The following is a 21,736-nucleotide window of genomic DNA, read 5'->3' as shown; positions in this document are numbered from 1 at the left end:
CCTGCGGCGAGGAGTGCGCTGTCGTGCCAACTCCTGGGCACGCGGCGCAAAGTCGGCCCCGCGCACCGGCCGTACGTTCGGGTCCTGGCCGGCCGCGCAGGCGGCGGCCACGCTCCCGAACGCTCCGGAAGGACCCCTCATGTTCGACGCCACCCAGGTACAGGCCGCCCCGAGCGCGGACCTCCTCACGCCCGACAACGCGGTCATGCTCTTCGTGGACCACCAGCCCCAGATGTTCTTCGGCACCGGCAGCGGCGACCGCGCCGCGATCATCAACAGCACCGTCGGCCTCGCCAAGGCGGCCCGTGCCTTCGACGTCCCGGCCGTCCTGACCACCGTCGCCGCCGAGTCGTTCTCCGGGCCGCTGCTGCCGCAGCTCGCCGAGGTCTTCCCGAAGCACGAGATCATCGACCGCACGACCATGAACGCCTGGGAGGACGAGGCGCTCGTCGCCGCCGTCAAGGCCACCGGACGGAAGAAGATCGTCCTGTCCGGCCTGTGGACCGAGGTCTGCCTCGTGCTGCCCGCGCTCTCCGCGCTGGAGCAGGGATACGAGGTGTACGTCGTCTCCGACGCCTCCGGCGGCGTCAGCCCGGCCGCCCACGAGCACGCGCTGCAGCGGATGGTGGCCGCCGGCGCGGTGCCGGTCACCTGGGTGCAGGTGCTCCTGGAGCTGCAGCGCGACTGGGCGCGCCAGGAGACGTACGGCGCCGTCATGGAGATCGTCAAGGCCCACGCGGGCGCCTACGGCCTCGGCGTGGTGTACGCGCAGAGCGTCATCGGCGCGCACGCGGCCGGCTGACCTCCCGTGGACACCGGCATTCTGATCCTGCGTCTGCTGGTGGGACTGCTCGTCGCCGGCCACGGCGTGCAGAAAGTCAGCCGGCACCTCGGCGGCAGGGGACTCGACGGCGGCACGGCGGAGTTCCGCGCCGACGGCTTCCGCGGCGGCGCGCTGACCGCGCTGGCGGCCGGCGGCGGTCAGATCGGCTCGGGCCTGCTGCTCGCGGCCGGACTGCTGACCCCGCTCGCCGCGACCGGCACCGTCGGCGTGATGACGGTCGCGCTCACCGTCAAATGGCGCCACGGCCTGTGGGTGCAGAACGACGGTTACGAGTACCCGCTCGTCCTCATCGGCACCGCCGCCGCGCTCGCCGCCACCGGACCCGGCGCCTGGTCCCTCGACGCGGCCCTCGGCCTCACGCCGTACCCGCTGTGGTGGGCCGCCGTCGCGCTCGTCGCCGGCCTCGGCAGCGGTCTGCTCACCCGGCTCGTCCTGCACCGCCCCGACCCGGCCCCGGCGCCGGATCCCGCCCCGGCCTCCGCGCCGCAGCCCGCGCCGCCCGCCGCCGGCGGGCGCTGAGCGCGAGCCACCGGACCGGGCCCGGCCGCCCCACGCCCCCCGCCCGGGCGGCCGGGTCCACCCACCTTCCTCCCAGGAGACATCGATGGACACCACCACGACCACCACCGCCTCCCCGCACGGCGGCGGGCAGCCGCTGCTGCACCAGCAGGGCGCCGAGACCCAGGCGTTCGGCACGCTCAAGCAGCTGCCGATCGGCCTCGGCCACGACACCCGGATGTACGCCTGCCAGCGGCTCAACCGCGTGCTCGCCGACACCCAGATCCTCTACTCCCTCTACAAGAAGCACCACTGGCTGATGCGCGGGGCGACCTTCTACTCGCTGCACCTCATGCTCGACAAGCACGCGGAGGCCCAACTGGCCGTCGTGGACGCGCTCGCCGAGCGGGTCCAGAGCCTCGGCGGCGTCGCCGTCGGAGACCCGCGGCACGTCGCCGAGCTGACGAGCGTTCCCCGGCCGCCGGACGGCGTCGAGCCGGTCCCCGTCATGCTGTCCCGGCTCCTCGACGCGCACGAGCGGATCCTGATCGACGCGCGCGACGCCGCCGCGCGGATCTCGGCCGAGGGCGACGAGGGCAGCACCGACCTGCTCGTCTCCGAGGTCATCCGCACCGGCGAGGCACAGGTGTGGTTCCTCGCCGAGCACCTCGTGGACACCCCGCTGGTCCACGCCTGACGCACGGCCGGCCACGCCCGCTGGCCCCGCCACCCACGCCTGACGCACCCGGCCATGCCCGCCCGCCCCGCCGCGCAACCACCCACCCCGCACAGCCTCCGAAGGAGACCCTCATGCCGGACCGGCCGACCCTCGAACCCGCCGCCCAGGCCTTCGCCGACGCCACCGCCCAGCCGCCGTACCTCTACCAGCTCCCCGTGGCGGACGGCCGCAAGGCCGTCGACGGCGTCCAGAGCGGCGAAGACGTCCCGCGGCCCGCCGTCGAAGAGGAGTGGATCACCGTGCCCGCCGGCCCGGCCGGCGACGTCCGCACCCGGATCGTCCGCCCGCGTGGCGCCACCGGCACCCTGCCCGTCGTCCTCTACCTGCACGGCGCCGGCTGGGTCTTCGGCAACGCCCACACCCACGACCGGCTGGTACGCGAACTCGCCGTCGGCACCGGCGCCGCCGTCGTCTTCCCCGAATACGACCTGTCGCCCGAGGCCCGCTATCCCGTCGCCGTCGAGCAGAACTACGGCGTCGCCCGGTGGATCGCCTCCGAGGGACACCACCAGGACCTCGACGGCACCCGGATCGCCGTCGCGGGCGACTCCGTCGGCGGCAACATGGCCGCCGCCCTCACCCTCATGGCCAAGCAGCGCGGCGACCTGCGCCTCACCCACCAGGTCCTCTTCTACCCGGTCACCGACGCGCGCTTCGACACCGAGTCGTACCACGCCTTCGCCGAGGGCTACTTCCTGCGCCGCGACGCCATGAAGTGGTTCTGGGACCAGTACACGACCGAGGAGGCCGAGCGCGCCCAGATCACCGCCTCCCCGCTGCGCGCCGGCCTCGAGCAGCTCACCGGACTGCCGCCCGCCCTGGTGATCACCGCCGAGGCCGACGTCCTGCGCGACGAGGGCGAGGCGTACGCGGCCAAGCTCCGTGCCGCCGGAGTCCCCGTCACCGCCCTGCGCGTCACCGGCACCATCCACGACTTCGTCATGCTCGACGCACTGCGCGGCACGCGGGCCGCGGAACTCGCCATCGGTCTCGCCACCGACACGCTGCGCCAGGCCCTCGCATGACCGGGCCGTCGACCGGCATGCCCGTGGCCGGCCTGCTGCCCGCCCCGCGCCGCGAACCCGCGCACGCCGACCTCGTCGTCCGCAACGCCAAGGTCTTCACCGGCGACCCCGCCCGTCCCGAGGCCCGCGGCGTCGCCCTGCGCGACGGCCGGGTCGCGGCCCTCGGCGACGACCACGACCTCGCCCACCTCGTCGGGCCGGGCACCACCGTCGTCGACGCCCTCGGCCGCCGCGTGATCCCGGGCCTCAACGACTCGCACCTGCACGTCATCAGGGGCGGCCTGAACTACGTCCTCGAACTGCGCTGGGACGGCGTGCGCAGCCTGCGCCACGCGCTCGCCATGCTGCGCGAGCAGGCCGGCCGCACGCCCAGGGGCCAGTGGATCCGGGTCGTCGGCGGCTGGACCGCCGAGCAGTTCGCCGAGCGCAGGATGCCGACCGTCGCCGAGCTGAACGCCGCCGCGCCCGACACCCCCGTCTTCGTCCTGCACCTGTACCAGTCCGCCCTCATGAACCGGGCCGCGGTACGGGCCGCAGGTTTCACCCGCGACACACCTGACCCGCGCGGCGGACAGATCGTGCGCGGCCGGGACGGCGAACCGACCGGCGTCCTCCTCGCCGCGCCGAGTGCCCTCGTCCTCTACTCGACCCTCGCCAAGGCGCCCGCCCTCGACGAGGCCGACAGGCGGACCTCCACCCGGCACTTCCTGCGCGAACTCAACCGTTTCGGGCTGACCTCGGCCGTCGACGCCGCCGGCGGCTTCCAGAACTTCCCCGACAACTACGCCACCGTCGTCGACCTCGCCCGGTCCGGAGAGCTGACCCTGCGGATCGCCTACCACCTCTTCCCGCAGACGGCCGGCCAGGAACTCGCCGACCTCCGGCGCTGGACCGAGATGGTCCGGCCGGGCGACGGGGACGAGTGGCTCCGGCTCAACGGCGCGGGCGAGAACCTCACCTGGGCCGCCGCCGACTTCGAGAACTTCTCCGAACCCCGCCCCGACCTCGCCGAGGGCTACGAGGCGGAATTCGAGCAGGCCGTAAGGCTGCTGAGGGAACACGGCTGGGGCTTCCGGCTGCACGCCACGTACGACGAGACGATCCGCCGCGACCTCGCCGTCTTCGAGAAGCTCGCCGCGGAGGGACTCTTCCCCGGCGACAGCCGCTGGCTCTTCGACCACGCCGAGACCGTCTCGGCCGACAGCCTCGACCGGATCGCGGCCCTCGGCGGCGCCCTGTCCGTCCAGAACCGCATGTCCTTCCAGGGCACCGCCTTCCGCGACCGCTACGGAGCCGAGGCCGCCGCCCACGCCCCGCCGGTCCGGGCCATGCTCGACCGCGGCCTGACCGTCGCCGCCGGCACCGACGCCACCCGCGTCTCCTCGTACAACCCGTGGGTCGCGCTGCACTGGCTGGTGACCGGACGCACCGTCGGCGGGACCGCGCTCCGGCCGGCCGGCAGCGGCGTCGACCGGGAGACGGCCCTCGGCCTCTACACGCGCGGCGGAGCCCGGCTCACCGGCGAACAGGACGTCAAGGGAAGCCTGCGGGAGGGCTGGTACGGCGACCTCGCGATCCTGTCCGACGACTTCCTCACCGTGCCCGAGGACGTCATCCCGGACATCGAGTCCGTCCTCACCGTCGTCGGCGGCCGTGTCGTCCACGCCGACGCCGAGTACGAGGGACTCGAGGAGGCCGTGCCGCCGGTCAGCCCCGAGTGGAGCCCCGTCGCCCGCTTCGGCGGCTACCAGAGCGGTGCCCGCCAGGCCGCGCAGGTGGCCGACGCCGTCGCCGAGTCGGAGCAGCACCGCACGTGGCGCGTCGCCCGCGGCGCCGCCCGGACGCCGTCGCCGTCCTTCCTCGACCCGTGCTTCGAGCACTGAACACCGTGCGCACACCGCACGACCCGAACGAGAGACCTCGCCGATGAGTACAGACGCTCCACCCCCGGAACGACGCTTCGAACCGGACCTCCGGTCGATGACCCGGATCAACCTGCGCCCCATCGCCTCACCCATGCCGCTGGGCTTCTTCACGGTGGCGATCGCCTCCGTGATGACCGGATGTCTTCAGCTCGGCCTCCTCGGCCCCGAGGCCCGCGGCGCCGTCGCGCTGTGCGTGCTGCCGGCCTTCGCGCTGCAGTTCCTGGTGAGCGTCCTCGCCTTCGGCGCCCGGGACGTGATCGCGGCGACGCTCATGGGCGTCTTCGCCGGCAGCTGGCTGGCCTACGCCCTCGTCATGTTCACCGGCGCGGCCGACGGCCTGCGCGTCCTCGGCGTCTTCAACCTCGCCTTCCTCTGCTTCGGGGCGCTGATGGCCGCCGTGACCCGCCCGAAGCGGGCGCTGTGGCTGGTCCTGGTGGTCTCCCTGCCCCGCTGGGCGGCCACCGGCCTGTCGGGCCTCACCGGCGCCGAATGGCTCACCCGCGCCTCCGGCGTCCTCGGCCTGCTGGTGGCGCTCGTCGCCCTCTACGCCGCCTTCGCGCTGATGCTGGAGGACATGCGCAGCGAGGAGGTGCTGCCCATCGGCCGCAGCGGCCCCGCGCACACCGCCGTCGAGGGCGACCTCACGGTCCAGCTCCGCAACCTGGAACGCCAGGCGGGTGTGCGCCGCACCCTCTGACCACCCGCCGCGCCGCCCCACCCCTACGGCCCCGGCCCCACACCCGTACAGCCCGTAGACCCGTACACCCGTCCATCCGTACGACTCCCACGACCCCACTGGAGCAGCCATGGAACCGCAGGTGAAGGACCGGCCCGAGAGGTCCCGCTACGAGATCCTCGCCGGGGACGACGGCGGCGAGACCGCCGGCTTCGCCGAGTACTTCCTCTCCGAGGGCGAGATCGCCTTCATCCACACCGAGACCGACGCCCGGTTCGCCGGCCGCGGCCTCGGCGGACTGCTCGCCCGCGGCGCCCTCGACGACGCCCGGGCCCGCGGCCTGGCCGTCCTGCCGTACTGCCCGTTCATCCGTGGCTGGATCGGCAAGCACCCCGACTACGCCGACCTGGTCCCCGAGGCCCGCCGCGCGCGCTTCGGTCTGTGACGGACCACGATCCGGACCCTCGACCCCGATACGGTCGAGGTCGACTCCTCGCACCTGGTCATGCTCGCCCGGCCGAAGGAGGTCGCCGCGCTGATCCTGGAGGCGGTCCGCGCCACTGCCCGACCCGCGCCCGAGGCGCCCTCCCAGGGCCTCTGACCTCGAACGATTGGTTGAAATTGTTCGAGCGCTGGTAGCTTTCGGATCCCCGCCGAAGATCCTTCGGCGGGCGATCGGAGGAAGCACACCCATGAGGTTCGGCGCGAGGCTCGCGCTCGCCGTCATCACCCTCGCCGTCACGGTCACCGCCTGCGGCGCCCCGCACGGCGGCGCGCGGTCCCACCAGGCCGCGGACTGCGGCCCCTACGCGCGGTACGGACGGCACGACGGCACCGCGGTCACCGTCTACGCGTCGAACCGGGACCGGGAAGCCGACCTGTTCGAGGAGACCTGGGCCGACTTCGCCGCCTGCACGGGCATCGACGTCCGCTACGAGGGAGACGGCGAGTTCGAGGCCCAGATCCAGATCCGGGTCGAGGGCGGCAAGGCACCCGACGTGGCGTTCTTCCCGCAGCCCGGGCTCCTGGCCCGCTTCGCCCGCGCCGGCCGGCTCAAGCCCGCGAGCGCCGGGCTCACCGCCCTGGCCGAGCAGGGCTGGTCGCAGGACTGGAACAACTACGCGACCGTCGACGGCACCCTCTACGGCACCCCGCTGGTCGCCAACGTGAAGTCCTTCGTCTGGTACTCGCCGGCGTTCTTCCGGGACCGCGGACTCACCGTGCCCCGCACCTGGGCCGAGCTGATGGACGTCACCGAGAAGGTCGCGGCGAGCGGCGTCAAGCCCTGGTGCGCGGGCGTCGAGTCCGGCGAGGCGACCGGCTGGCCGCTCACGGACTGGATCGAGGACGTCCTGCTGCGCCAGCAGGGACCGGAGGTCTACGACCGGTGGGTCGCCCACGAGATCCCGTTCGACGACCCGCGGGTGATCCGGGCCATGGACACCGTCGGCTCCCTCCTCAAGAACGACCGGTACGCCAACGGCGGCTTCGGCCCGGCCCGGTCGATGGCCTCGATCTCCTACCAGGAGGCCGGCGCGCCGGTCCTCTCCGGCGACTGCGCGATGCACCGTCAGGCCTCCTTCTACGCCGAACAGTGGCCGGAAGGCACCGAGATCGGACCGGACAAGGACGTCTTCGCCTTCCTCCTGCCGGGACAGGACCGCACCGGCCGGCCGGTGCTCGGCGGCGGCGTGTTCGCCGCCGCGTTCTCCGACCGGCCCGAGGTCCGGGCCTTCCAGGAGTACCTGGCGAGCGCGGACTTCGCGAAGACCCGCATGCGGAAGGGACCGTTCGTCTCGGCGCACAAGGGCGTCGACCCGGACGACGCCGCGAGCCCCGTCGACCGGCTCTCGGTCCAGCTGCTTCAGGATCCCCGCACCCGGTTCCGCTTCGACGGGTCCGACCTGATGCCCGCGAGCGTCGGCACCGGCAGCTTCTGGAAGGGCTCCGTCGACTGGATCACGGGCAAGGACACCCGGCAGGTGGCCGCCTCGATCGAACGGTCCTGGCCGAGCTCCTGATGCCGTTCGACCTCCTCGCACAGCAGCCTCGACTGCTGTACCTGCTCCAGGGCCTCGCCGCGTTCGCGGCGGTGACCGGGCTGATCCTCCTCATGCTGCACCGGAGCCCGGTCCGCGGGCGCGGCGCCCCGATCCTGCTGCTGGCCCCGGCCCTGCTGCTGCTCACCGCCGGCGTCGTGCTGCCCGCCCTGCGCACCCTGCTGCTGTCCTTCACCGACGGCGAGGACGCGGCGTGGGCCGGACTCGACAACTACGTGTGGATGTTCACCGACCTCGGGTCGCTGACCGCACTGCGCAACACCCTGACCTGGGCGGTCCTCGTGCCGTCGCTCGTCACCGCCGTCGGGCTGCTCTACGCGGCCGCCGTCGCACGGTCGCGCTTCAAGACCCTCGCCCTGTCCCTCGTCCTGCTGCCGATGGTCATCTCCTTCGTCGGCGCCGGCCTGGTCTGGAAGTTCGTCTACGCCTACCGGCCCGCGGACGCGGACCAGATCGGGCTGCTCAACCAGCTCGTCGTGGCCCTCGGCGGCGAACCGAGGCAGTGGCTCGTCGAGTCCCCCTGGAACGTCCTGTTCCTCGTGGTGACGGCGGTGTGGACCCAGGCCGGCTTCGCCGCCGTCCTGCTCAGCGGCGCGATCGACGCCGTGCCCGCCGAGCTCACCGAGGCGGCCCGGCTGGACGGCGCCTCGCCCCGGCAGATCTTCTGGCGCGTCACCGTCCCGCTCGTCCGGCCCACCCTGCTCGTCGTGCTGCTCGCCGAGGTGACCGGCACCTTCAAGGCCTTCGACATCGTCAGGACCATGACCGCCGGCCGCTTCGACACCGGGGTCCTCGCCCACGAGATGTACGACCAGGCCTTCCGCTACGGGCACACCGGACGCGGCGCCGCCCTCGCCGTGCTCCTCTTCGCCCTGGCCGGCCCGGTCGTCGCCCTCCAGGTCCGGGCGCAGCGGAGGGCGCGATGAGCAGGGTGCGGGAACGGCTCTCCTCCCGGGCCTTCTCGGCGGCCGCCGTGGTGATCGCGGTGCTGTGGACGACGCCCACGCTCGGGCTCCTCCTCTCCTCCTTCCGCCCGGAGAACGACATCAAGTCGACCGGATGGTGGACCGTGTTCGGGGCGCCGCACCTGACCCTCGACAACTACGGCGAGGTGCTCCTCGGCGACGGCAACGCGTCGGGACGGCTCGCCGACCACCTCGTCAACTCGCTCGTCATCACCGTCCCGTCCGTCCTGTTCCCGCTGGTCCTGGCGTTCTTCGCCGCGTACGCCCTGGCCTGGACGGACTTCAGGGGCCGTGACGCGCTCGTCGTCGGCGTCTTCGCCCTCCAGGTCGTGCCGCTCCAGATGGCGCTCGTCCCGCTGCTGCGGCTGTTCGCCGTCGCCGGGCCGGGCGGCTTCGGCCAGGTCTGGTTCGCCCACACGGCCTTCGCCCTGCCGTTCGCGGTGTTCCTCCTGCACAACCACCTGGCCGCGCTGCCCCGGGACCTGATCGACGCCGCCCGGGTCGACGGCGCCTCGCACGGCACCGTGCTGCTGCGGATCGTGCTGCCGCTCGCCGTACCGGCGCTGGCCACCTTCGCGGTCATCCAGTTCGTCTGGGTGTGGAACGACCTGCTCGTGGCCCTGGTGCTCGCCGGCGGGACGGCCGAGACGGCGCCGGTGACGGTCCGGCTGGCCGGCATGGCGGGCACCCGCGGCAACGAATGGCAGCGGCTCACCGCCGGAGCGTTCGTGTCGGCCTTCGTCCCGCTGCTCGTCTTCTTCTGCCTCCGACGGCACTTCGCCCGCGGCCTGCTCGCCGGATCGGTGAAGGGATGACGGCCAAGGACGCGACCTCGCCCGGCGCGCGGCGAGCCGGCCTGAGCCGGCCCGGGCTGCGCGGCCGGGAAGCCGAGCTGCGCCGACTGCGGTCCCTGGTCGCCGCCGTACGCGACGGTGACGGCGGCGCCACGGCCGTGCTCGTCGGAGAGCCGGGCATCGGCAAGAGCGTCCTCGTCGAGGAGACCGCCGGCTTCGCCCGCGCCCACGGCTTCACCGTCAGCCGCGGACGGGCCGAGGAACTGCACGAGCTGGCCCCGCTCGCCTCCCTGGCCTCCGGCCTCCTGCACGGCGACCCGCCGCTGCTGTCCGCCGCGGACTTCGCCCACCTCGCCGACCACCACGACCAGCGCATCTGGCTCGTCGAACGGCTGGCCCAGCTGATCGAGGAGCGCTCGGCCGGCGCGCCCGTGCTCATCGCCGTCGACGACGTCCAGTGGGCCGACCCGCTGAGCCGGTTCGCGCTGAACGTCCTGCCGGCCCGGCTGGCCGGCTCCCCGGTCCTGTGGCTGCTCGCCGGCCGCGAGGACCCGGACCTGCGCGGCGACGGACCGCGCCCCGTCAGGCTGCCGCTGCGGCCGCTGTCCGCCACGGCCCTGGCCGAACTGGCCCGCGACGCGGTCGGCGGCGCCGTACCGGACGAGGTCGCGGACCTCCTGACCGGCTCGGGCGGCAACCCCTTTCTCGCGGCCGAACTGCTCGCGGGCCTTGCCGCGTCGGGCACGCCCGGGCCGGGCCCGGCGGCGGAGCGGCCGCCGGAGCGGCTGGTCCTCGGCGTCCGCGGCAGGCTCGCCGCGCTCCGTCCGGAAACCCTCGACTTCCTGCGGGTCGGCTCGGTCCTCGGAGGCGCCTTCCGGCTCGCCGACGCCGCGGCCCTGTGCGGACGGCCCGCCACCGCTCTCATCGGCTCGCTGGACGAGGCCCTCGCCGCCGGACTCCTCACCGACGACGGCGAACGCCTCCTGTTCCGCCACGACCTGCTGCGCCAGGCCGTCTACGCCGACCTCGCGCCCTCGGCGCGCCGGGCACTGCACCGTGAGGCGGCCGCCCGGCTCGTCGCGGCCGGCCGCACCCGCGCCGACGCGGTCCCGCACCTGCTCAAGAGCGCCGAACCCGGCGACCGGGAAGCGGTACGGCTGCTCGACGCCGCCGCCACCGACCTCCTGCCCGTCCTGCCCGACCTCGCCGCCGACCTGGCCGTGCGCGCCCTGGAACTCGTGCCGCGGCACGATCCCGCCGCGTTCGGCGTCGGCGAACGCGCCGTCACCGCGCTCACCCGCGCCGGCCGTTACACCCGTGCCCGCGAGACCGGCGACACGCTGCTCGCCCGACAGCCGTCCCTGGACGTCTTCGCCCGCCTCCAGTCCGTACTCGGCGACGCGCTGTGGCACCTCGACGACGTGCACGAGCTGGCGCGCCGTTCGACCGCGGCGCTCGCCGTCGTCACCGACCCGGCGGTCCGCGCCCGGCTCACCGCACGGCAGGCGCTCGCCCAGTCCCGCGGCCGCGACCTGGAGGAGGCGCGCAGGACCGGCGAACGGGCGCTCGCCGAGGCGGAACGCGCGGGCGACCGGGAGGCCCGCGTCGCCTCGCTGTGGGGCCTCGGAGAGATCGCCCTGAACGCGGGCGAGTGCGCTGCGGCCGTCGGCCACCACACCGCGCTGAACGCCTTCGACGCGGCCTTCCTGCCCGAGGAGGTCGTCGCCCGCGTCCACGGGGACGACTTCGACTCCGCCCGGCTGCTGCTGAGGTCGGCCGGCGACGCACCGCCGCGGCCCGCCATGCTGATGTGGGCGCAGGGCAGCCTGAACCTCGGCCTCGGCCGGCTCGACGACGCCGAGGCCGACCTCGTCACCGCCGGACGCCTGGAAGCGGACATCGGCGTACCCGGCAACCTGGTCAACATCCGGGTCCACCGCGGGGCGCTGGCGCTGCTGCGCGGCGACCGCGAAGCCGCCGGACAGCACCTCGACGCCGTCCGCGCGGCCGTCGCCGACCGGCCCAACACCGGAAACCACGCCGCGCTCCGGTACCTGGAGGCCCTCGTCGCCGAGGCCGACGGCGACCACGCGGCCGCGGCCGGACGGATCCGGGCCGTCCAGCGCGACCATCCCTTCGCCCGCTGGCGGATCCTGCGCAGCCGCTTCGCCGACGCCGTGCGGATCGCCGTGAACGCCGGTGACACCGCCCTGGCCGAGGACCTCGCGACGCAGGCCGCCCGGCACGCCGCCCGCAATCCCGGCGTCCCCACCGCACAGGGCGTCGCCGCCCACGCCGCCGCCCTGGTGAGCGCCGACACGGCGCTCCTGGAGCGCTCCGTGGAGATCTTCCGCGCCGGACCCCGCCCGCTCCACCTCGCCGCGGCCCGCGCCGACCTCGGACGCGCCCTGCTCGCCGTGGGCTCCGCCGCCGCCGTGCCGGTCCTGAGGCGGGCCCACGAGGCGTACGCGCGGGCCGGCGCCGGCCACGAGGCCGACCGGCTGCGGGCGGACCTGGAGCGGGCGCGCCCGGCCGGACCGGCGACGGCCCGCCCCGGCCCGCGCATCGCGAGCCGCCCGCGGCCCGGCCAGGGCTGGGCCGCGCTCACGGCCTCCGAACGCAAGGTCGCCCGGCTGGTCGCCGCCGGCCACACCAACCGCTCGGCCGCCGCGGCCCTCGTCGTCTCCCCGCACACGGTCAACACCCATCTGGCGTCCGTCTTCCGCAAGCTCGCGGTCAACTCGCGCGTCCACCTGACCCGGATCGTCCTCGCCGAGGACGCGCCCGACGAGCCCTGACCGGGCCTGTGGGAACTCTGACGAGCCCTGACGGGGCGTTCTGCGCCCACGGTCAAGGAGCGGTGCGCGGCCGGACAACAGCCGGCACCTCCCCGGACCTAGCGTGACGGCGTTCCGTCCGCCCGCGCCGACGCGCGGGCCAGCACACCGAAACGAGGAAGCGCACCATGCGGTACATCACCGTGGGCCAGGAGAACACCACCGCCGTCGACCTCTACTACGAGGACCACGGCAGCGGGCAGCCCGTCGTCCTCATCCACGGCTACCCGCTCGACGGCCACTCCTGGGAGCGCCAGAGCGCCGCGCTCCTCGACGCCGGATACCGCGTCATCACCTACGACCGCCGCGGCTTCGGCCGGTCCTCCCAGCCGACGACCGGCTACGACTACGACACCTTCGCCGCCGACCTGCACACCGTCCTCGAGACCCTCGACCTGAACGACGCCGTCCTCGTCGGCTTCTCCATGGGCACGGGCGAGGTCGCCCGCTACGTGTCCCGGTACGGCTCCGCCCGCGTCGCCAAGGTCGCCTTCCTCGCCTCCCTGGAGCCCTGCCTGCTCAAGAGCGACGACAACCCGGACGGCGTCGCGCCGAAGGAGTTCTTCGACGGCGTGGTCGCCGCCGTCAAGGCCGACCGCTACGCCTACTACACCGCCTTCTTCAACGACTTCTTCAACCTCGACGAGACCCTGGGCAGCCGCATCAGCGAGGAGGCGGTCCGCAACAGCTGGAACACCGCGGCCGCCGGCGGCTTCTTCGCCGCGTCCGCCGCGCCGTCCACCTGGTACACCGACTTCCGCGCCGACATCCCGGCCGTCGACGTGCCCGCCCTGATCCTGCACGGCACGGCCGACCGCATCCTGCCGGCCGAGGGCACGGCCCGCCCCTTCCACCGGGCCCTGCCGTCGGCCGAATACGTCGAGATCGAGGGCGCTCCGCACGGCCTGCTGTGGACCCACGCGGAGGAGGTCAACACCGCGCTGCTCGCCTTCCTGGCGAAGTGACGTTCGACGCCGCGCCCGGCGGTCCCGCATACTGAACCGCCATGCAGCACGCGGACATCGAGGACGACGCCGGCCGAGCCGCTCGCCCCGGCCCCCGCACACCGGTCCGCGGCCGAGAGGCGGAACTGGCGTTCCTCGAGGCGCGGCTCGACGCGCTCGACCGCGGCGAGGGCGGCATCGTCCGGGTCGAGGGACCCGCCGGCATCGGCAGGTCGAGGATCCTCGCGGAGGCCTCGGCGTCCGCGAGGCGGCGCGGGACACGGGTGTTCCACGGAGGAGCGGACCCGGACGAGCAGTTCGTGCCGCTCGGCCCGCTCCTGGAAGGACTGCTCTCCGGCCCCGAACCGCTGTCCGAGGCCGCCCGGCTCCGCGACCTCGCCACCCGGCCCGGCCAGCGGTTCTGGCTGCTCCAGGAGCTCGGGGACCGGCTGCGGGAGGCGGCCCGCGGCCGCCCGCTGCTCGTCGTCCTCGACGACCTCCAGTGGTGCGACGACCTCACGCTCCTCACCCTGCACACCGTCGCCGCCGGACTCTCCGCCCACCCGGTCCTGTGGCTGGTGGCGGTGTGCGGCGGGAGCGTGCCCCCGGCCGTGCGCACCACGCTCGACAGGATCCGCCAGGCCGGCGCCCACGAGCTGACGCTGGCACCGCTCAGGGACCAGGCCGTCGAACTGATCGCCGAGGACGTCCTCGGCGCCGTTCCCGACCCGGACGTGCGCCGCCTCGCCCGCCGCGCCGAGGGCGTGCCCCTGCTGCTCGTCGAACTGCTCGACGCGCTGCGCGACGAGGCGGCGGTGACCGTCGTCCACGGCACGGCCCAGCTGGCGGCCGGCGCCGCCTCCGTCCGCCAACTGCCGTCCATATGCCGCCGCCTCGGCCTGCTGTCCGACCCGGCCCGCGAACTCACGGAGACCACGGCCGCCGTGGGGCGCCCGGTCACCGTCGGCCTCCTGGCCGCACTCCTCGGCCGATCACCGGCGGCCCTGATCACCGCCGTCCGCGAGTCCCTCGACGCCGGTCTGCTCACCGAACGCGGCGACCGCCTGGAGTTCCGCCACGCACTGGTCCGCGAGGCGGTGGAAGCCGGCCTCCCGCTCTCCGTGCGCCGCACCCTGCGCCGGCAGGCGGACGCACTGCTCCCGGCCGCGGCCGCCGCCCTCCCGGACCGGCCCTCCGCACCACCGGCCGGCGCCGCCGGGCCCGGGCACCGCACGGACGCCGACCGGCTGCGTACCGCCGCGGCGGACCTCGCGGACACCGCTCCCGGACACGCCGTCGAACTCGCCCTCGGAGCACTCGCCCGCACGGCGCCGGACGCTCCCGAACGGCCCCGCCTCGTCGCCGAGACGATCCCGCTGCTCTGGCAGACGGGGCAGGCCGCGCGGGCTCGCAGCCTGGGCGCCGCCGCCCTCGCGGCCGGTGGCGCGGGACCCGAGGACGCAGCGCACCTGCGCCTGCAACTGGGCCGCCTGGCCGCCCAGCACGACGTCGGCGAGGCCGTCCGGCAGGCCCGCGCCGGCGCGGACCTGCCCGGCCTCCCGGCCGTCCTGCGGGCCCGGCTGCTCGCGCTGCTGTGCCTCGGTCTGACGATGTCGGGCGAGACCGGAGCGGCCGAGCGGGCCCTCGTCGAGGCCATGGAGGCCGCAGCGGTGGCCGGCGACCGCTGCGCCGAGGCCACCGTGACGGTGGCCGACTCCGCCGTCCGCTTCTCCCGGCACGACTGGGGCGAGGCGTTCCACCGGGCCGACCGCGCCTCGGCCCTGGCGGCCGGTCTGGGCATCGCCCACTCCGTGTGGGTGCCCGAAGCCCTGTGGCAGGGCTTCCTGCTGAACGCCGCCGGCCGCTCCGCCGAGGCCCTCGCCGTCGCCGAGGCCGGTGTCCGCCACACCCGCGAACAGGGCCGCCCGGCCGCCACCCGCCTGTGGCTCATGAACCGCGCCCGGGCGCTCCTCGACGCCGGACGGCTGGCCGACGCCCGCGCCGACGCGGACGCCGCCCGGGCGACGACGGACGAGCCCGTCACCGGCACCTTCGCCGACATCACCGTGGTGTACGCGATGACGCGCGTCGCCCTTCACACCAACGACCAGGACACCGCCCGGCGTTGTGCGGCGCGGGCCCGGCGCATGCGCGAGGACGACGCGCTCCTCGTCCGTACCGTCGGCTCCTGGATCCTGGCGCTCACCGCCGACTTCGAGGGCCGGCCCGACCGGGCCCTGGCCGCGCTCGACGAGGTGACCGCCGCGCTCGCCGAGGAGCGGCTCGTCCTCGTCAGCCCCGTCGACCCCGCCGACACGCCCGTTCTGGCCCGCATGGCGCTGCGGGCCGGCGCACCCGAACGGGCCGCGCTCGCGGTCGGCCTGGCCGAGCGGCGGGCCGCGCTCAACCCCGGCCTGCCGGTCCTCGCCGCAGCCGCCGCGCACGCCCGCGGACTGCTCGACAACGACCTCGGCCACCTGCTGCGCGCGGTGCGGCTGTACGAGGACGGCGCCCGGCCGATCGCCCGGGCGTCCGCCCTGGAGGACGCCGGCCGCAAGATCGCCGCCACCCGCAGGGCCGAGGCGGTGCCGTACCTGGAGCGCGCCCTCGCCCTCTACACGCGCGCCGGCGCCGAGCGGGACGTCGCGCGGGTGCGCCGGCGCCTGCGGGCCGCGGGCGTCCGCCGGCGGCCCGCGACGGCCGGACGGGCCGGGGAGTGGCCCGAACTGACGGCGGCCGAGGTCAGGGTGGTCCGGCTGGTCGCCCAGGGTCTGACGAACCAGCAGGTGGCCGAGCGGCTCTCGCTCTCGCCCCACACGGTGAGTTCGCACCTGCGCCGCGCCTTCACCAAGCTCGACCTCACCTCGCGCGCGGAGCTGACCCGCCTGGTGGAGAGCCGCTCGGCCGAGACCCGTGACCACGGAGCGTGATCGCTTCATATCCCCTGCCTCTCCTGCCTCGCTTCCGTGCCGATGCACGATTCGTGCGATGTGCGGGCCCCGCCGCGTCCTCAGAATGATCAAGAGCCGCGGACGGGAGAAGCGATCCGCGGGTCACCGCCGGTCGAGAGAGGAACGACGCCATGACCGTCAGACCCTGGCGAGCCCGCCCGGGCAGCGAGGAACTGCAGGCCCTCGTCGACGAACTCGCGGAGAAGCTGGGCCGGTCCGTCGCGGTCGACGACCCGCTGGTCCGTCTGGTCTGCACGAGCCGCCACTTCGGCGACGAGGACCCGGTCCGCATCGGCACCCTGCTCCAAGGCCGCGCCGACAACGCCGCCGTCCGCCACGTCCTCGCCCAGGGCGTCGCCCGCTGGTCGAGGCCCGGATTCGTCGAGGGCCGCGACGACCTCGGACTGCTGCCCCGCTACGTCGTGCCGCTGCGCGAGCGCGGACACCTCCTCGGCCTGCTCATGGTCGTCGTGCCGGACAAGGAGCTGGCGGCGTGGGAGACCGAGGCCGTCGCCCGGGCAGCCGAGGCGATGTCCGCCCAGATGTACGTGGAACAGCTCGGCGCCGACACCCGCAAGGCCGACGAGCGGACGCTGGTGCTGGAACTCGTCGACGCCCATGTCGCCACCCGCACCGCCGCGCGGAGGCGGGCCACCGAACTCGGACTGCTCGGCGAGGCGGACCACGTCCTGGTCACCTCCGTCCAGCTGAGCCGGGGCACGGAGCCCGTGCGGCAGGCCGAGACCGCCCTGTGGGCCGCGCTCGAAGGCCTGCGGCAGACGCGCACGGCCCAGGGCCTGGTCGCGATCTACCAGGAGCGGGCGATCCTGCTCCAGCTGCGCGAGCGGCCGCCCGGCCCCGACGAGGTGGCCGCCCAGTGCGCGCGCGTCCTCGACGAACTCCACACGTTCCTCGACCCGTCGGCGGCGCCCATGATCGGCGTCGGCGGGCGCTACGAGGGCCTGCACGACGCCTGGACCTCGTACGAGCAGTCGCTCGTGGCGGCCCGCGCCGCGCGGCGGCTGCCGTCCCTGCACGGCGTGGGGGACTGGGACCTGCTCGGCGAGCTCGCCGTGCTCCTCCAGCTCCCCGAGCACGCGCTGAACACCTCGCTCGTCCCCAAGCCGCTGCGCACCCTCGGCGAGGCGCACGGCGGCGACCGGCTGCGCGACACCCTGCGCTGCTTCCTCGAACACGCCGGCTCGATCCCGAGGACCGCGGACGCGCTGCGGCTGCACCGCACCTCGCTCTACTACCGCCTGCGCCAGATCCAGGAGATCACCGGCCTCGACCTGGACGACGGCTCCCACCGGCTCACCCTTCAGCTGGGCCTGCGGATCGAGGAACTCCTCACCGCGACAAACCGAGGATGATCTCCCGCCCGATTCCTACAGCACGCGGTGGTGGCGGCGAGGCGCCGCGTTCGAGGATGGCCGGGACGGGGCGGCCACGACGGCCCGCCCGTGAACAGGGAAGAGGTCCATGAAGGAAATGACGACGACCGACGGGACACGCATCGCCTACCGGGACACCGGCGGCGAGGGCGTGCCGCTGGTCATGCTGCACGGCTGGAGCCAGACACAGGCGATGTTCCGCCACCAGGTCGCGGAACTGTCGCCCGGCCGCCGCGTCGTCACCCACGACCTGCGCGGCCACGGTGTGTCGGGCAAACCGCGGCACGGCTACCGCGTCGCCCGCCTCGCCCGCGACGTACTCGAACTCGTCGACCACCTCGGGCTCGACCGCTTCGACGCGCTGGGCTGGTCGATGGGCGTCTCGGTGTGGTGGAGCTTCGTCGACCAGTACGGCACCGGGCGCATCCGGCGCCTCGTCGCCGTCGACCAGCCCGCCGCCGTCGCCGCCGTTCCCTGGACCACCGAGCGCGAACAGCGTGACGCCGGGGCCATCTTCGACGTCGCCGAGCTGCTCGCCCTCGGCGCCGCGCTCGCCGCACCCGGCGGCGACGCGGTGCGCGCCGGTTTCGTGCGCGGGATGTTCTCCGGCGAGCCCGACCCGGCTGTCCTCGCCTTCGTCACCGAGGAGATCGCCTCCACGCCCGCCCACGCCGGCGTCCCCCTGCTGTTCGACCACTGCGCCCAGGACTGGCGCGACGTCCTGCCCAGGATCGACGTCCCGACCCTGGTGATCGGCTGCGAGGGAAGCCATGTGCACCCCGACTCGCAGCGCTTCGTCGCCGCGCGGATCCCGGGCGCCCGGCTCCACGTCTTCCCCGCCGACGTGGCGAACTCGCACTTCCCGTTCCTGGAGAACCCGGCGGCCTTCAACGCGGTGGTGGAGGAGTTCCTCGCCGAGGAACTCCGCGCCGGCGCCCCGGAGTCGCGATGACCGCCGCCACGACGGCGCACGACCGGCTCGTCCAGGTCCGCTCCTCGACGCCCGGGCCGGGCGACGGAGACTGCGTCCACCTCGGCATGCACGTCAGCGGCTCGGTCGCCGGCGTCCGCGACGGCGTCAGAAGCCCGCTGCGGCCGGGCGACCTGGTCTTCTGCGACCCGGCCGGGCCCGATCCGCTGCGCTTCGGCGAGGACGGAAGGATGATGTTCCTCCGGATACCCCGCTGCTATCTCGGCGTCACGCAGCGGGAACTGGAGCAGGTGGTGGGCGCGGTCGTGCCCGGCGACGAGGGCCTCGGAGCGCTGGTGTCCGACTTCCTCTCCGTGCTCGCCGCCAAGGCCGAGTTCCGCCGGTCCACCATCGGCGACCGGCCCGCCCGGACGGCGGTGCACCTGCTGTCGGTGCTGGTCGTGGAGCTCCTCGAGTCCGGCGTCGCCGAGGAGGGCGCCGAGGCGCCGGGCGGCGCCACGGAGATGCTGTCCCGCATCCGTGCCTTCATCGAAGGGCGGCTGAGGGACCCGGACCTGTCACCGGAGTCGATCGCCCGCGCCCACCACATCTCCGTCCGCTACCTGCACAAGCTCTTCCAGAACGACGGCACCACGGTCAGCCAGTGGGTGCGCCGGCGCCGGCTCGAGTCCTGCCGGATCGAGCTCGGCCGCTCCCACCGGCTCACCGTGGCCGCGGTGGCGCACCGCTGGGGCTTCAGCAGCCCCTCGCACTTCAGCCGTACCTTCCGCGGCGCGTACGGGATGTCGCCGAGCGCCTGGCAGGCGCTGGCCACGGCGGCCTTCGCCCCGGCGCCCGCCGACGCGCGCGGACGGTGAGCGGCCGGCAAGTGTGCTACAGACCGGGGCCGTTGTAGGCGCCGCGGTGCGGCTTGGCGGTGGTGGAGACCGGGTTCGCCCAGTAGTCGCGGCCGCCGTTGCCGCTGATCACGGAGCCGTTGTTCAGGGCCGGCGACGTGGCGCGCAGCTTGTAGCCGTCGACCGAGGCAAGGGTGTCGCCGCCGGTGCCCGGGTTCACGAAGTGCGGGTCGCCCACGATGCCGTTGGCAGTCGGCCTCGGGACGCCCTGGAAGACGTTCCACAGCCAGGAGATGCCCGAGGCCGTGGGCAGCCGGGAGTCGGTGGTGCCCACCCAGATGTTGTTCTCGACCACGCTCTCGTCCGGGAGCGTGATGCTCAGCTTCCTGTCCGTGCAGTAGAAGACGTTGTTGTACAGGTGCAGCGCCGAACGGCCGGCGCTCACGCTGCTCATGCGGCAGTCGTTCTCGGAGATGTTGTAGCGGACGACCTGCCGGGCGGCGCCGATGGTGCCGCAGCCGTCGCAGTCGAGGAAGAAGCCGCCGATGTTGTCGCGGCTGAAGTTGTACTGCACTGTGCAGGTGCCGGTGTTGCCCCAGTCGCAGTCGAAGGCCTGGCTGTCGGCCACGGACATCCGCGTGATGCCGTACACGGCGTTCTTCTGGATCGTCGGGTCGTGGTCGCCGAGCACCCAGATGCCGGCGAAGTTGCCGCCGGAGAAGGGGTAGACGCCGTTGCCGACGCCGGAGGCGTTGTTGTACTGGATCATGGGCGCCTCGGCGTAGCTGACGATGACGCCGTCGCCGCCGACGTCCTTGACGATGTTGTGCTCGACGAGCACGCCGGAGCCCTTGGCCGCCAGGGCGCCGACCCGGATCTTGAGGCCGCCGCCGCCCGTGTCGCTGATCCGGTTGTGGTGGACGTGGACGTCGTGGAGCGTCGAGCCGGTTCCGCTCGCACCCGTGACGATGCCGGCGGACTGGACGTAGTCCTCGGTGGTCGGGCTGTTCTTGTTCGTCTGGCCGGCCACGCGGTCCACCACGAGAGAGCCGATGTCGAAGCCGCGGTGCGCCGTGCCGTCCGTGGCGGAGATCCGGAGGCCGGTGCGGCGGGCGAGGGAGGCGGCGGGATTGGTGAGCCGGAGGTTGGTGATCCGCCAGTGGTCCTGGTTGGTCAGGGAGACCACGTCCGCCGCGCCGCCGCCGTCGATCACGGGCAGGGAGCCGGTGCCGTAGCTGGTGAGGGTGATGGGCGCCGCGGCCGTACCGCTGCCCCGGGGCGCGAGGGAGCCGGTGCAGGTGGTGCCGGACGCGAAGGCGAGCGTGTCACCGGCGGCGTACGTCCGGCCGTTGGCCTGGGCGATGCTGTGGAACGGCGCGGCCTGGCTCCCGTCGCCGGCGGTGGCGCGCGAGCAGTCCACGTAGGTGGTGTTGCCCGAGGCCGAGGCGGGCGTGCCGGTAAACGGGACGGCGACGGATACGGCGAGGAGCGCGCCGCTCAGTGAACGCCACCTTCGGAGGAGCCCGATGGTCATGACGCAACACCTTTCTGGGGGTCGGTGCCGCCAGAAGCTAGGACCGGGCGGTGAGCGAGTCAATGCACTTCTGTCGATTGATCGAATTTCGATCAGAAGGCGGGCGATTGGTCGACTCGCGTACGTCCGGAAAACGCGCTCGTGCCGCCGTCAGGACTCCAGCACCTCCACGTGCTCGCCGATCGCGACCACCAGGATCCGCGAGCCCCGTTCCGTGGTGCGCCAGCGGTGGCGGACGCCGCCGGAGAGGAGGAGGGTGTCGCCGCGGCCCAGGCGGTGGACCCGGCCGTCCGCCTCCACCTCCACCGAGCCGTCCGCCACGTACATCAGCTCGTCGTTGCGGTGCCGGAACTCGCGGTCCGCCTCGTGCTCGCCGACGAACTCCAGGGCGTGCAGCTGGTGCCGGCCACGCACCACCGGCCGGACGCGCGCCTCCTGGTCGAGGCCGCTGTCGTCGCCGGCCCGCACCACGTCGACGGTGCGGGACTCGTCGGAGGCCGCGAGCAGCTGGACGGCCGTGGTGCCGAGCGCGTCCGCGATCCGCTGCAGCGACCGCATGCTGGGCCGCGCCCGGTCGTTCTCGATCTGGCTGAGGAACGGGGAGGAGAGCCCGCTGCGCCCGGCCACCTCGGCGAGCGTCAGGTCGAGCGCCCGTCGCCGGCGCCGTACGGCGGCGCCCACCCGCGGTGTGTTCGCGCCATCCATGGATCGTCCGTCCTTCCCGCCCCGATGACGCCGTACTCCCTGGTAGGCGGCGCCTGAAGGCACCTTACGCGGCGCGCG

18 protein-coding genes are annotated in these 21,736 nt (G+C 74.2%); 16 read left to right on the top strand and 2 right to left on the bottom strand.

Annotated elements, in window-relative coordinates; genetic code table 11:
• Positions 1-139: 139 nt before the first annotated feature.
• The 16 genes from ACIGO8_RS30345 to ACIGO8_RS30270 all read left to right on the top strand — a co-directional run bounded on the left by ACIGO8_RS30345 (position 140) and on the right by ACIGO8_RS30270 (position 19,440).
• Entirely contained in the window at positions 140-802 is a 663-nt protein-coding gene (locus ACIGO8_RS30345) for a hydrolase (RefSeq protein ID WP_399737321.1), read from the top strand.
• Positions 803-808: 6 nt separating this feature from the next.
• Positions 809-1,363: a DoxX family membrane protein gene (locus ACIGO8_RS30340; RefSeq protein WP_399737319.1), complete on the top strand. Its 555-nt coding sequence runs from the start codon at positions 809-811 to the stop codon at positions 1,361-1,363.
• An 85-nt stretch (positions 1,364-1,448) separates the two neighbouring features.
• On the top strand, positions 1,449-2,039 hold the full coding sequence (locus ACIGO8_RS30335) for a Dps family protein (RefSeq protein ID WP_399737317.1): 591 nt from the start codon (positions 1,449-1,451) through the stop codon (positions 2,037-2,039).
• Positions 2,040-2,152: 113 nt separating this feature from the next.
• On the top strand, positions 2,153-3,106 hold the full coding sequence (locus tag ACIGO8_RS30330; protein WP_399737315.1) for an alpha/beta hydrolase: 954 nt from the start codon (positions 2,153-2,155) through the stop codon (positions 3,104-3,106).
• Positions 3,103-4,989, top strand: a complete 1,887-nt coding sequence (locus ACIGO8_RS30325; RefSeq protein WP_399737313.1) for an amidohydrolase — start codon at positions 3,103-3,105, stop codon at positions 4,987-4,989. Before ACIGO8_RS30330 ends, ACIGO8_RS30325 begins: the two co-directional genes overlap by 4 nt.
• A gap of 97 nt (positions 4,990-5,086) precedes the next feature.
• Positions 5,087-5,728 carry a GPR1/FUN34/YaaH family transporter gene (locus tag ACIGO8_RS30320; protein WP_399737311.1) on the top strand — a complete coding sequence of 214 codons (642 nt, stop codon included), beginning with the start codon at positions 5,087-5,089 and terminating at the stop codon, positions 5,726-5,728.
• 109 nt (positions 5,729-5,837) lie between these two features.
• Positions 5,838-6,152, top strand: coding sequence for a GNAT family N-acetyltransferase (locus ACIGO8_RS30315; protein WP_399737309.1), 315 nt, complete (start codon positions 5,838-5,840; stop codon positions 6,150-6,152).
• 247 nt (positions 6,153-6,399) lie between these two features.
• A complete protein-coding gene (locus tag ACIGO8_RS30310) occupies positions 6,400-7,728 on the top strand; it encodes an ABC transporter substrate-binding protein (protein WP_399737307.1) in 1,329 nt (442 codons plus the stop codon).
• A complete protein-coding gene (locus ACIGO8_RS30305; protein WP_399737305.1) occupies positions 7,728-8,693 on the top strand; it encodes a carbohydrate ABC transporter permease in 966 nt (321 codons plus the stop codon). The genes ACIGO8_RS30310 and ACIGO8_RS30305 overlap by 1 nt, the downstream gene beginning before the upstream one ends.
• Positions 8,690-9,547 carry a carbohydrate ABC transporter permease gene (locus ACIGO8_RS30300; RefSeq protein WP_399737303.1) on the top strand — a complete coding sequence of 286 codons (858 nt, stop codon included), beginning with the start codon at positions 8,690-8,692 and terminating at the stop codon, positions 9,545-9,547. The genes ACIGO8_RS30305 and ACIGO8_RS30300 overlap by 4 nt, the downstream gene beginning before the upstream one ends.
• Positions 9,544-12,324 (top strand): AAA family ATPase, encoded by a 2,781-nt coding sequence (locus tag ACIGO8_RS30295; RefSeq protein WP_399737301.1) that lies wholly within the window; start codon positions 9,544-9,546, stop codon positions 12,322-12,324. The genes ACIGO8_RS30300 and ACIGO8_RS30295 overlap by 4 nt, the downstream gene beginning before the upstream one ends.
• Before the next feature lie 167 nt (positions 12,325-12,491).
• The gene (locus ACIGO8_RS30290) at positions 12,492-13,328 is read left to right on the top strand and encodes an alpha/beta fold hydrolase (RefSeq protein ID WP_399737299.1); all 837 of its coding nucleotides are present in this window, start codon (positions 12,492-12,494) and stop codon (positions 13,326-13,328) included.
• 41 nt (positions 13,329-13,369) lie between these two features.
• Entirely contained in the window at positions 13,370-16,237 is a 2,868-nt protein-coding gene (locus tag ACIGO8_RS30285; RefSeq protein ID WP_399737297.1) for an AAA family ATPase, read from the top strand.
• Positions 16,238-16,389: 152 nt separating this feature from the next.
• Positions 16,390-17,631: a PucR family transcriptional regulator gene (locus ACIGO8_RS30280; RefSeq protein ID WP_399737295.1), complete on the top strand. Its 1,242-nt coding sequence runs from the start codon at positions 16,390-16,392 to the stop codon at positions 17,629-17,631.
• Between the two features lie 109 nt (positions 17,632-17,740).
• Positions 17,741-18,604, top strand: a complete 864-nt coding sequence (locus ACIGO8_RS30275) for an alpha/beta fold hydrolase (RefSeq protein WP_399737293.1) — start codon at positions 17,741-17,743, stop codon at positions 18,602-18,604.
• Positions 18,601-19,440 carry an AraC family transcriptional regulator gene (locus ACIGO8_RS30270; RefSeq protein WP_399737291.1) on the top strand — a complete coding sequence of 280 codons (840 nt, stop codon included), beginning with the start codon at positions 18,601-18,603 and terminating at the stop codon, positions 19,438-19,440. The genes ACIGO8_RS30275 and ACIGO8_RS30270 overlap by 4 nt, the downstream gene beginning before the upstream one ends.
• A 16-nt stretch (positions 19,441-19,456) precedes the next feature.
• Here the strand turns inward: ACIGO8_RS30270 and ACIGO8_RS30265 are convergent, their stop codons facing one another.
• Complete coding sequence (locus ACIGO8_RS30265) at positions 19,457-20,953, bottom strand: right-handed parallel beta-helix repeat-containing protein (RefSeq protein ID WP_399737289.1); 1,497 nt, start codon at positions 20,951-20,953, stop codon at positions 19,457-19,459.
• A gap of 150 nt (positions 20,954-21,103) precedes the next feature.
• Positions 21,104-21,658: a helix-turn-helix domain-containing protein gene (locus tag ACIGO8_RS30260; RefSeq protein WP_399737287.1), complete on the bottom strand. Its 555-nt coding sequence runs from the start codon at positions 21,656-21,658 to the stop codon at positions 21,104-21,106.
• Positions 21,659-21,736: the final 78 nt, after the last annotated feature.

Origin of the sequence: Streptomyces sp. NPDC053493 (assembly GCF_044544825.1) — a bacterium.
Classification (GTDB): domain Bacteria; phylum Actinomycetota; class Actinomycetes; order Streptomycetales; family Streptomycetaceae; genus Streptomyces.
The sequence above is the reverse complement of the archived record's forward strand: the minus strand, read 5'-3'. Positions and strand labels throughout refer to the sequence as shown.